We start from the raw sequence: 12,880 nt of genomic DNA on the forward strand, positions 1-12,880 counted from the left end.
TTACAACATCCATTTCCAAAAAGGCGAAGCAACGGGTATATTGCTATTCTCCAAATAACCATGCAAGAGCAGACGGAATGTCACAAAACAACCATTATCAAGTTTGTGATATACCGTCTTTGTTCTTTTGATAAGTTGAAGGAGACACCCCGAATTGCGTCTTGAAGCATTTACTGAAATAGAAAGGATCATTGATGCCTACCTGATAAGCCACTTCCGCAACAGTGGCATCCGTCTTCAGTAACAACTCCGCCGCTTTCTTCATACGCATTACACGCAGATACTCTTTGGGCGCATAACCGGTAACTCCTTTCACTTTCCTGTAAAATATGGTTCGTCCCAATGCCATCATAGAAGCAAAATCATCCACGGTAAAATCAGGATTATCCAATTGTTCCTCCACGATACGTGTCAGCTTATCGGTAAACTCTTTATCCTTATCTGTCGTGCATATCACCGGACGTATCATGGAAAGGTCGCTCGAGAACTTCTCACGCAGTTTATCCCGTTGCTCAATCAGCTTAAATACGCGTGCCAGCAATAGCTTTGTACTGAACGGTTTCGTAATATAGGCATCCGCTCCGCTTTCCACCCCTTCCAAGTGACTTTCGGGCGCATTCAAGGCAGTAAGCAGAATGATAGGGATATGGCTCGTATTAAAGTCGCTTTTCAATTTTCCGGTAACCTCGAATCCCGATAGCCCCGGCATCAGGACATCACAAATTATCAAATCAGCGTCATACGAGTAAGCCCGTTCCAACCCGGCATTACCGTCTGCTTCCGCCATTACTTCAAAGTAAACGGAGAGCTCCTCTTTCAAGAACTCACGTACATCCGTATCATCTTCTATAATCAACAGTTTCCGTTTATTCAAAGGTACGACCGGCAGACCTTCTTCCTGTGTCTCTTCCTTATCCTGCCCTGTATCCTCACCTATACCGGAAACCATCCTCTCTTCCATGTCTGACAAATGTTTCTGCGCCATTTCTTCCTCACGAAGCAGAACATTGTTGGGTATCAAAAAATCTTTCTCTTCATAAACCGAAGTATCGGTAGAAAGCACCACCGTAAAGACAGAACCGCCTTCGGGATTTTCATCATACGTTATAGTCCCTTTATGAACATTTACCAATTCATGGGTCAGATGAAGCCCCACCCCTACACTGCTACCGGAAAAGTTACTCTGCATGAAACGTTTGAAAAGCTGGTCGCGTTTCTCCTTAGGGATACCGACACCGGAATCGGTTACCTTAATAACTAATTTATGAGCGGCGGCATCCACCTGTATAGAGAAATCTACTTTCCCACCCGATGGAGTATATTTGAACGCATTAGAAAGCAGATTATAAATAACCTTATCCAAATTACCCTTATCAATGAACATTTTATAAGACGCCGCGGAAGGGATAAACCTGAAGTCCATTTTCTTGGACTCGGCGGCATCCTTGAAACTCAGATAAATTTCATAAAGGAACGCTATAACATCGGTTTCTTCCAACGAAAGAGCAAGCTTGTTATTCTGCATTTTCCTAAACTCAAGCAGTTGATTAATAAGTCTCAGCATGCGTTGTGTACTCTTATCCATGACTTTTACCGAGTAGGCCATTTCTTTGGGTATCTTGCCAACACGATGCATCTTCTCCAAAGCAGCCTGAATCAGCGTCAACGGAGTACGAAACTCATGGGAGATATTGGTAAAGAATACCAGCTTGTATTCCGTAAGCTGTTCCTCCACTTTGATCTTATTACGCAAATCATTCATGTTGCGAATAATACGATAGACCGTATAGAACACAAAAACTATAAACAGAAAATAAAGCAGATAAGCCCAAGTAGTACGCCAGAACGGCGGCGCAATAACAATCCGGAGCATCGTATCCTTATCGCCCCACTGTCCTGCAGCATTACATGCTTTTACATGCAAATTATAGATACCCGGTTTCAAATTCTTATAGGCAGCAAAAGTCAAGGTAGACGGAATACTCCATTCTTTATCATACCCTTCCAATTTATAGCTGAACTTTGGCGGAATCGTAGTAGAATAATCCAGCGTAGAAAAGTTTATTCCGAACGAATTCTGGTTATATCTCAAATGAATGTCACGGACATAAGCAAGGGAATATTCCAAAGGTGAATTAGGTTCATCGGAAGATACCGATATACCGTTCAGCTTCAATTCGGTGAAAGTAACGGAAGGAATACTTTGCACGCTTTCCACTTGCGACGGGTTAACGATAGTCAGTCCTTGATTGGTTCCCATAATAATCCTGCCATCCCGCAATCTCAACGCACTGCTTTCGCTATATACATTGCACAGCATATCGCTGGAGAAGAAGTAGTTCTCAAAAGTCTTTGAGCCAGGAAAAAAGCAGGAAACTCCATATTCGGTAGTAATCCATACTTTACCTTCCGTATCTTCTACAAAAGCCTGTACCATACTGTTCACTAAACCATTGGCTACACCATAATGAGTAAAATTCAGCTTGCCGTAATCATTACCGGGCGTACAAATACAGAACCCCACACCGGATTCGGCAATCCAGATATTTCCCTTGCTGTCCTGCATTATATGCCGCACTTCATTACTCAGTAAACTTCGGTTACTCCAATTATAATGGTGATAGGCTTTAGGATTTGCCAACAATTCCTCAGGACGGAATACAAATATACCATCACTCGTACCTGCCCAAATCCATCCTTGTTTGTCCTCAATCAATACGCGTATGCGTTTCTGCGAATAGTATTCATTGAGGAAATGACGGAATTTATAGCCGCCCTGTCCATCGGGTTCGGCAAGGTCCAGCCCACCGCCAAAGGTACCGATCCACATCCGCCCTTTACTATCGCGCAACATACAAAATACTTCATTGGCTGCAAGAGAATTCACATCATCAACCCGATAAGTGTACTTTTTATCTCCCGCATACAGTCCATCACCCCTACTTCCCAACCAAAGGACACCTGTGGAATCTTCACAAAGCGCGTATATATTTTTGCCATAGACAGCTTTGTCCTTTAGGCAAGACAGTACAGCATCGTATACATAGACCTTTCCATCGCGAGTACCCAGATAAATATCCCCATTAGTTGCGGCAGCCAGCATACGAACATTATTCACATGTGTTTCCGTATCGTATTTCACCGGCTCCGGATAGAACTGTGCGGCTCCCTCATTCACTACCTTCAAATGAGACACTCCCGTATACTCGGAACTCAACCAAATGCTCCCCGAACGGTCTTCCATGATATATTGCAGGGCATTGGACGAAATCAATGAGGAACGGCTGTCATCCGCTTTGAAATGGCGCAGTTCGTCAGTCCGCAAATCATAGGTAAAAAGCCCGTTGCCATAAGTTGAAATCCAAAGAATATCACGTGAGTCGTGTACTACATGATAGCGTTCCATATCGATATACCCCACCTTTTCTTGGAGCATCAGTTGAAAAACTTTCACGACGCCGGTTCCCGACTGAATATAATATAACTTACCTGTCTTGTTGTGTACCCAATAATTCCCCCGGTTATCTACAGCAACTTCACCGCCGGGAATATTCCACTCCGATGGTGAGGGTTTCAAGGCATTGCTCTCCAAATCAAAAACGAAACTACCTTTTGAAGTAAAGATAACCCATTGGTTCCCAACCGACAAGCTACCCGGCAAATCCATACCCGAAGATACATCCGGCAACTTTGCCGCAAAGGCAAGCCGCCCCTTCTTATCCGCAGTCCAAATTTCACCTTCGATGGTTATAAAGCAGGTTTTGTCTTTAAAACGATAGGCACGCTGGAAATAATGTGACTTATCAACACACTGCAACGCATTATCTTTCCAATAATAAAGTCCTCTATCCGTGCCAATCCACACCCGTTTACCGCTATCCTGCAACACAAACAGGATATTGTCCGATTGGAGCTGTCCACTTTTCGCATTAAAGACTTCCGAAACAAACTTGCCTTCTCTATATTGTATACGCCGACAGCCTTGCCCCCGTCCCCATAACCAGACTTCGTCAGATAATATGGTTATATATCCGTAGTGGTCTTCATGTTCCCCACATCCGGTGAAATCCACGAAACAATCCTTCTTCAAATCATAACAACTGAAACGATCGGCAGAGGTAGATATCCACAAGAAGCCGTTATTATCTTCATACAAATGCTTGACCCGTCGGTCTGCAAGTGAAATACGTCCGTTATTTTTAGGCAGGAAAGTACGAAACGAATTACCGTCATAACGGTTCAGTCCGTTCAGTGAACTCATCCAAATAAAGCCTTTGCTATCCTGATAAATATAACGGACAGAATTATTGGACAATCCGTCCGCTGTAGTCAGATATTGTACATGTACCTTAACGGAAGCATAACCCGACAAATTCATTAGTGCAACAAGACACACTACCAGAAAGGTATAAATTCTTCTCCCGCAGACTCTTTGTTCTATGTTTTTCATAAGTTTCCGATGTCGTTACGGCAAAAGTAATGATTTTCTCCGTATTACGGGGAACTTCTATCTAATAGTTACTATAATTTCATCGCCAAAAGGGTCGAAGTCGAAAAATGCTTTATCGGAACGAAGTTGTACGGGAAGTTTCTTTTTCCCTTGTCGGACGGAAAGTTTCTTTATAGTTTTCCCCTCAATAACCATAGTCAACGGTTCTGTAAAAAGTTTCTTATCCAAAGATAATTCCGGAACGATATATAATTTATTCTTTTTCTCCGTTACCCTCAAATGAATCGCTTCCTTTTCTTTGAGATAGGAAACAACCTCACAGAAAGTTCCGACCCATACTTTGTCTTCATTGGCTTTGACCTGATCCCAGTGTTCCCACAAAAGTTGCGGATTTCGGAAAGCATCATACCCGTAAGTCAGACCGTGCGTCATACCCACACCCCAATCACCCGTCCTAATCAGTGTTTCCAGCCACTTCTGCAAATCGCGGGCTGTACGCTTACTGCCTACGGAACGTTGTTTTAGCCGCGTACCCACACGGTTTCGAGCAACAAATTCCATTGCGTCTCCTTGCTTCGTATTATTGGGATAAGCGTATGTACGAGGCATTATACCGACATTGGCATATATCGCACTGTCGTTTTTCATTATATCTTCCTTGAGTACGTCAAACGGGAATTTGGCAAAATTACGATGGGCCCAGCCATGATTGGAAATCTCATGCCCGTTTTCCGCCATTTCTTTCAATTGAGGCCACGTTACACGAGTAGTATCTCTCACGCGTCGCTCATCCTTATTCACTTTAGAACCATTAACAAAAAAAGTTCCGCGAAAACCCCGTTGTTCCAATTGCGGAGCTGCCAGTGTATAGTGCTCTGCCAACCCGTCATCAAAGGTATAACTGATAGCGCAAACTTTATCATGCCGATACTTGGCGACATATACATTCCAATCCGTCCCGAATGAAAAACCGGAATAAAAAAGCGTACATAAAAGAATAGTCAAAAAAGTTCTCATGGTTGTCCTATATTTAAGTTTATCCTCGACAAAGATAAATAAACGTCCTGATATACAGCAGCCATGAATATTCGGAAACCATGTAGTTTTGTACACTTACCTCATCTGCGTCATACCGCTTCCACTTATTATCATGCATCGCGGTTATTCATTCGTTACCGTAACGCGTAACATCAGATACGGCAACAATGGCAAACGAACTTTCCGGAGATTCACATCATAATGCCGGTAATCTATCGTTTTTCCGACTTCAAACGTACCGGGATACTCAGTGACAGTCATATTCCATGTATCAATGATTTCCACTTTATATTTTGTACCGGATCGCACTTTTTGATAAGAAGCGTTCTTTGCCGGAAGATTGAATAACCATTCATCCTGTATCTGCCTGCCGAAATAAATCAAGTAATAACCATCTCCGGCCGTAGCTGTCCGATGGTCACGGCTGACATCCGCCAATTGCAACGGTTGCGGCAGTGAGTCCAGCAGACTGCGGGTAAAAGGAATACGTTTCCACGATTCACCACGCCACTCTCCGCCTTTTGCCCAGAAAATAGTGTCCATGCTGCCGGTATTCCACTGGTAGCATTCTCCGTGCGTGACGTATGTACCGGCTATCAATCCTTGCCAAATACGATGAAGCATTTCAGGTCCGCTCAAACGTCCCCAACGGGAAGCCAGATTCCCCTCATAACACACTTCATCAAAGATGACCGGCTTGCGGTAAACACCGCGCACAATAGAAGCACGCCCGAAATCCTCAACCGGAGCCTCATCCTGAATACTGGTATGCGTCAGTGCTTCCATCCAATAAGGGAAATAGGTTGCCGTACTCCCATGAATGGAGCATAAATGCCCATAGGGGTCTGACGCGGCAACAGTCCGTATCAAAATATTCCAATCAGCTTCGTTTTTGGCCTTGACGTAATCATACTCATTCGCCAATGACCACCACACATTACTGAAAGAAGCAAGACGCGCCGTCAGATATTTGATATATGCCACATTGATTTCCATCGGCATACTGTCAAATCCCCAACGTCCTTTATCATAAGGATGGAACAGAATTAAATCCGCTTCGACACCCAAATGCTTCAGATTATCAATGCGTTTCTCCAAATGGCGGAAAAAAGCAGGATTGAAACGTGTAAAATCAAACACCGGTTTCCCGGAAGAATACTCTTTGACAAGAAAAGGATAGATTACCGGTTCTTCCTTGCAAAGGCCGTAATTCTTCGGAAACACACACATCCGCAATTTATTAAACCGCGCTTTCCCCAATGACAACAACGTTTTCTCCTGTACCGGCTGTGACATGTGGGTCCAGGCATACGCCGTAGTGCCCAGCGGATAATATACGGTACTGTCGGCATACATAAAATTATGCGTATCTTTCACCCTCACCGGACCGTGATTGTCCGCAACGGCCGGCACACATTCCAGAGTGCCCTGCTTTCCGGTCAAAGAAAGCATATTGCTTTGCGTGACATAATGCCACATCCCCGGTAAAGCAGGCATAAAGCGGATAATATACCGCCCGTCTCCGTCATAAAAGCCCTGCACGTTGACCGTGTCTCCTCCTTGCTGCCAAAAAGCGGCGGCCAGACTGACATCCGTAAAAGGATTTCCGTCGGAAGTACCTTGCAACGCGACCTCAAACCGTTCCCACTGCGGAACTTTCTTCACCTGTGCATTAAGTTGCCAAACAGAAGTTATGAGGCACAGCACGCATAAAGCTATTTTTCTGAAATATTCCATAATTCCCTGTCTTGAAATCCGGGCTTACTGTTGAAGCGTAATACCCATTATTCCTATCACCACCTCATTAGAAAGCGTTTCCAATACCAGACGCGAAAGTTTCTTCTTGGCATTCAACGGCATTTCCAGCAAGACAGCCGCGCCGCCGTCAACCTCACGCGACACCCCGGTAAAACCAAGTTCTTCACCGAAATTATTACTTAGCTCACCCGTTTTCAAACGCAAGCGATAGAGAGACGGAGCATGACGATTAAAGGCCTGTCCGTCTTCAAAGAATATTTGTTCGATAGGAGGCCAATTGTCCGGATTTACCAAAGGCAGAGTATCACAAGTGCCATCTTCATAATATACGCGGATTACGCCATTCTCAATATGGCACTGCATATGATTGGTACTGCCCGCCATCAACAGATAGGCACGGGATGCCTTACCGGCCAGAGGAATCTGCAAGCTGTCCGGATAATTGTCCCAAAGAGAGGTGAAAGCAATGTTATGCCCCGCGGCAGGAGTACGGAAAGGTATTCCGAGTTTTGTTTCCAGCACACCTTCGCGCACAGCGGCACGCAGCCCCGTATCATCAATCCCGGCCGTTTTCAGCGGATGACACCACTCGCCTATACCTTGTTTGGGTAATTGCAACGTAGTGTACGGAGAGCGGGGCGATAGATATTCATTGCGGAAAATATCCGTTACATTTGCATTGAACACCTTCTGCATATCAACGGGGGTACATTTGGCAGAGTCGACGGCTTTAAAGTCACCAGCCGGAATAGTTTGTTTACAACTGCCGGCTACCGGTTGTTCCACCGGCGCCCACCATTTCATCTGTCCCTGTTCCATGGCAATAAAGCTGACAGGTCCCGCTTCACGAACACGGGCCGAAGGATAAGTATCAATAGAAACGGGAACTGTGAGCGACTCTCCTTCCCAATTGACATCGATTGTTATTTCCTCACCGGAAGAAGCCGGAACGGAAACACTAAGCATAGGCCGGCCAACCGAATTTTCAACCAATTTCCATGCCGCCTCCTGTCCGTTCACTGTCAGACGCGCTACGGAAGAGCGACGCGCCGGAAACTGCAATTCCAGATTACGCACCGCAGACAGGTGATGAGTAACGGTATAAAGCGAGCGATCGCGGGAAGAATATTTGCCGGCAACCGCTTCACCCGCCTTAAAATCAAAGTCAATATCCGGCGTATGCAATGAAGCATACTCCCACTCCGTCGGGAAACCGGGCTTTATCAACAAGCGACCGTTCAAAGCATCAGGCAAAATACCGTAAAGTCCTTGAATCAATGTACGGGAAGCTACTCCGATAGGATCGCCGAAATCGCGATAACACTCCCCTCGGGCGGCGTCATAGAAACTTATCTGTCCGAAGTTACCCGGACTCTCACCTAAATACATGCCATCGAGAACAGAGCTTTTCAATAATTTGAAGCCCGCCTCTCTGCGTCCTGCCTGAAAATAGGCCAGTGACGTATGCATCACCTCGGCAAAAGCTACATTATTGATACTCCATGAGTAGGGCATCCAGTCGGTAGTAGCCACTGTGGCATACTCCCCGGCATTAATGGCAGCCCCCGCTTCCTTCAACTGCTTCTGCCAACGGGCATAAGAAACCGCATTGACAGGCAAAGCGGCAGTACCGGCGGTAAAGACATCATCCGAAGTTACGACAGGAATATGAGGAATTTCACGGTCTACATAACTTGTAGCAAGATATGCCTGGAACGGATCTGCCACATCACTATCGAGGGCATGATAAATAGTCCATACAGCAGCGTCTTCATGCAAACGGCGGTGTCCCATGAAATCCTGAAATTCAGCCCAATGTCCTTTCTCCGGCAACCATAGGCGGGCGTTGAGCGCTTTCAGTATCTTATCGGCTTCTTCCCGATAAGGTGCAGGGTCCTCGCCGATTTTCTCGGCAATCAGCGCAGCCAGCCTATTGCCGCGATAGTTATAGGCGGAACTGTGTGTGACAGCTCCACTGTTATAGTACAGTGCGTCACTTGCCCAGATACAGGCATAGGCATCGTAAAGGCCGTCGTTATCAGGGTCGAAGTTACGCTTTTCCCAAGCAAGATGCAACGTCAGCAAAGGCCACATACGACGGGCATAATCAAGGTCTCCGGTCCAATTGAAGTGCCACAGCAATTCGTCTATGTAGCAGAGGTTCATGTCATAATGGTGCATCTGGTTATTTCGCCGGGGATTTCGACAAATATACCCGTTGCTGTATTGAGGTGTTCCCCAAATCTTGGCCGAACGTGCCAGTGCAAGAGCGGAATCTTGTGCAGGATGCGGAATCGTATTAGGAATCCCGGTTACCTGACTGGCGGCATAGTTATCAAAATGAGTGCGTGCGCGATCGTGCCAACCCAATACATCGCCTACATAAGCAGCGCGCCAACCGCTCAGCGGCATACGCCAACCGATAGCTCCATGCAGCCACACACCCTCTTCTCCCCAAATGCCATCGGCGGCAACGGCAAGCGCACCGCCAAGCGTATTGAAATAAGGATCGGGAGTAGTAATTTTGATGCGTCCGGCAAGTTTACGGCAAGCATTCTGCAAAGTAAGATATTGTACATCGCCATCCGGTACTTCTTTCAATTCGTTACGGACAATACTTATGTATAAATTTCCGTCGGACGGAAAACGGCATTTCAGCGTTTGCAATACCGTACCGTCTTCTGCCGGTTCAAAACATCCCGGCGGGTCTGCTCCCATATCTCCGCTACGGAAAAGCTTCTTCTGACGGATAGGCGAATTCAACACTTCCAGCTCACAGCCGGCAGGCAATTCTCCGGAGAACTTCCACATAGCCATTTCCTCCGTCAAACTTGCCAGTACGGAAATCTTCAGGACGCAATTCTCTCCCCATGTTTTGTCTTTCAACAAATAAATGCGGCTACCCGGATTATAGCGAGCCTCGCACCAAGCGGTCTCTTCCAGCGGTGTAACCGTCCCATCCGGCAGGCGCAGACGAAAACGGATATTACGGCTGTCGTTCTTGACATAAGTGGCAAATATCGGACGATCGCTGGTTTCCAGACGCCATGCCGTAGGACTGCCGTAGAGAGCACGGGTATAACGGTTCTTTCCGTTAACACAGACAAAATCCTCGCCGGACGGCAGGTATTGCAACGCACGGGGAGTTCCCCGCTTATGGTCATTGTAGGAAGTGGATTCTATCAAATCACCTGCTTTCTTCGGCGCTTTAGACGAAGAAGCATATTGCGCGTAAGAACCCAAAGGGGAGAGTATGGTAAAAATAATTGTAAAAACAGAGGTACGATTCATAGGGCTCGTTGATTTCAAAAGATGAGAGTATAGCTTAGGGTATCTCACAGTACGACTGAGATACCCTAAGTATACGACTGAGGCAAGCTCAGTCGTATAGTGAGACTACCCCCTCTTACAGGGTATTCCGAGAGGGTATGGTAAAAGGAGTTTCCTATCAGGCATACATAATAATATTTATGTACAGCCAGAAGATTACGGCATCTGTTTCAGTCCTTCCCAACGTACATCCCACGTACCGTCTTGCGGGAAACCGGGATTCTTCACTTCACAGCCGTCCCAACCTGCGCACATCAGCGCTACCGCAGTCAGCAAACCGCCATTACCCGGCAAGTAGCAACGCAAACGGCCGTCCTGATAGTTGTGCCCATTCAGCAAGTAAGTATTGGTACGCTTATCCATCAGCAAAGCGCCGACAGCCTTTTCGGGTTCACCCAGACGAGTGGCATTCATAGCGGTCATCGGATAATCCCAACCCCATGTCTTACCCCAATTCCAGTTATCCCACACCCAATGAAGCGTATTCTTCATATAGTCGGCACGTATCAGTTTGTTCATAGGCAGGATGCCGACAGAGCCGAGTACAGCCATGTGGTCGCTGGTGAAACGAATATCCTTATAGGTATCTACCGCATTTTCGGCAGCCAGATAAAGGCTGTCTTCATTATAGGCCAGCGGTGAGAGTTTGTCAATCATTTCATCCCACTCCAGATTGCGTTTTTCACCGGCACGTTCGCGCCATTGCTGCGCTACATTCATTGCATAGTGCCAGTAAGAGAGTTCAAACGGCGGATTGATGGTAGTAGCGGCACGTAATGTTTCCTGTGCAGGAATCGCGCCTTTCAGGATAAAGCGGCCATGGAAATCATCGTACGTAGCGAAAGAGTACATGAACTTTGCAGTCTCTTGCACCAGATGGTTGTATTTCTTAATTACTTCATCCGAAGGATTGGCACGGTAAACGAGTTCCGCCAGATAAATAAAGTGCGGTTGTTGCCAAATCAGGAAACTGCCGACATTAGACGGTGCTTCCGTTCCGCTGGGATCGGTCATTTTCATCCAACGGACTCCGTCGAAACCTTGACGGCGTGCTATCTCACGGGCAACCGGTTCCACCGTTTCGTACCAGCCGAGTGTGCGGTCCAGCAACTCCGGATGCCCCCAAAGCGCCTGCCAGGACTGATGCCACCATATCATTTCGAGGTGGAATTTACCGAACCATGAGTTATACGTCAATCCGGTTTCCTGCGGCGGAACGCTACCTGCCGACTGAATGGCCAGCAAGTATTGGCTCAATACAACACGGCGTTCCAGTTCTTTGGCACGCGGGTCGGTACAATGTGAGAAATCTACGGCTGCGCCGTTCTTCCAGAAATTATTCCAATAGCTGTTGCCGGCAGCCAGAGTTTCGGCAAAGACGGGCAGCGCTTCGGCTGTATAGGTCGCAGGTTCACTTTCGAGTACGGTTCCGGGGAAATCGGAAGTAAACTTGCAAGAGAAAGCGAATTTATCTTCTTCCGGTGTCAGTACAAAATAGTTTGCCGACTTCTCTTTGAGGGAAGCTTTGCCTTCCCAATGCAAAGATACGTAGTAAACCGTAGAATCAAGCGTACGTTTGAGAACAGCGCTTTGCGCATCTTCAAAAACTATATTTGTAGTGTGTTTGTCGTTAGCATCCCAATTGCAAGCGTCATCGGCATGGGCACCCGTAGGATACGGGAAGTGCAGCTTCACTCCTGCATGTGCCGGACTGGTGATGCAGGCGGAAATCATATCCAACTCCGGATGACATACAGTCTGTACATCAAAAGCGTTGCCATTCAATGCGAAATGACTGTTGATAACACCGTTCCACATATCCAGTGTTTGGGCAATATCGGTAATATCCGAAATCTTCACACTATCGCCCAACTCCAGCCCTACGATGCCCAAATGCAGGCGGTGAGGGTTCACACGGAACCAGTTAGAGGCTTCTTTCTGCCGTCCGTCTTCCTTAAACTGGCAGGCGTACAATTCTTTATGGCCGCGCCCGAAATCGTATTCCTTTAAGTATTCTTCCGGTTTATAGTGATCGGGATTACCGAAACTGTGCCAGCCCCATTGGCTTTGCGTACCCAATGGTACACCTTTCTTATATACAACAGGGAAAGTCTGAAGTCCGGTAGCATCCACTGTGAAGGCAAATTCACCGTTACCCACCGACAGCGACGCCAGGGAGTCAAATGAAGAAACCTGAGGGTTATTACGGGCAACCAATGCCTCACGATCTATCGGCGCTTGCTTTTCCGAACCGCAAGCTGCCAAAACGACTGCAAGTAGAGAATAAAATAGTTTTTTCATGGT

General features: G+C 46.6%; 5 protein-coding genes. All 5 read right to left on the reverse strand.

The features are described from left to right. Positions 1–97 precede the first annotated feature (97 nt). The 5 genes from BUB52_RS13225 to BUB52_RS13245 all read right to left on the reverse strand — a co-directional run bounded on the left by BUB52_RS13225 (position 98) and on the right by BUB52_RS13245 (position 12,877). Positions 98–4,450 (reverse strand): hybrid sensor histidine kinase/response regulator transcription factor, encoded by a 4,353-nt coding sequence (locus tag BUB52_RS13225; protein WP_009121910.1) that lies wholly within the window; start codon positions 4,448–4,450, stop codon positions 98–100. A gap of 57 nt (positions 4,451–4,507) precedes the next feature. After that, on the reverse strand, positions 4,508–5,467 hold the full coding sequence (locus BUB52_RS13230) for a polysaccharide deacetylase family protein (RefSeq protein WP_009121909.1): 960 nt from the start codon (positions 5,465–5,467) through the stop codon (positions 4,508–4,510). A 144-nt stretch (positions 5,468–5,611) separates the two neighbouring features. Further along, a complete protein-coding gene (locus BUB52_RS13235; protein WP_009121907.1) occupies positions 5,612–7,225 on the reverse strand; it encodes a DUF5060 domain-containing protein in 1,614 nt (537 codons plus the stop codon). Positions 7,226–7,249: 24 nt separating this feature from the next. Further along, positions 7,250–10,537 carry a DUF4450 domain-containing protein gene (locus BUB52_RS13240; protein ID WP_009121906.1) on the reverse strand — a complete coding sequence of 1,096 codons (3,288 nt, stop codon included), beginning with the start codon at positions 10,535–10,537 and terminating at the stop codon, positions 7,250–7,252. Positions 10,538–10,732: 195 nt separating this feature from the next. Continuing rightward, positions 10,733–12,877 carry a hypothetical protein gene (locus BUB52_RS13245; RefSeq protein WP_039950725.1) on the reverse strand — a complete coding sequence of 715 codons (2,145 nt, stop codon included), beginning with the start codon at positions 12,875–12,877 and terminating at the stop codon, positions 10,733–10,735. Positions 12,878–12,880: the final 3 nt, after the last annotated feature.

Source organism: Bacteroides clarus YIT 12056, assembly GCF_900129655.1.
GTDB classification, from domain to species: domain Bacteria; phylum Bacteroidota; class Bacteroidia; order Bacteroidales; family Bacteroidaceae; genus Bacteroides; species Bacteroides clarus.

Coding starts and splice junctions, on each gene's coding strand:
- BUB52_RS13225 (WP_009121910.1), bottom strand. CDS start 4,450: ATGAAAAACATAGAACAAAGAGTCTGCGGGAGAAGAATTTATACCTTT.
- BUB52_RS13235 (WP_009121907.1), bottom strand. CDS start 7,225: ATGGAATATTTCAGAAAAATAGCTTTATGCGTGCTGTGCCTCATAACT.
- BUB52_RS13245 (WP_039950725.1), bottom strand. CDS start 12,877: ATGAAAAAACTATTTTATTCTCTACTTGCAGTCGTTTTGGCAGCTTGC.
- BUB52_RS13240 (WP_009121906.1), bottom strand. CDS start 10,537: ATGAATCGTACCTCTGTTTTTACAATTATTTTTACCATACTCTCCCCT.
- BUB52_RS13230 (WP_009121909.1), bottom strand. CDS start 5,467: ATGAGAACTTTTTTGACTATTCTTTTATGTACGCTTTTTTATTCCGGT.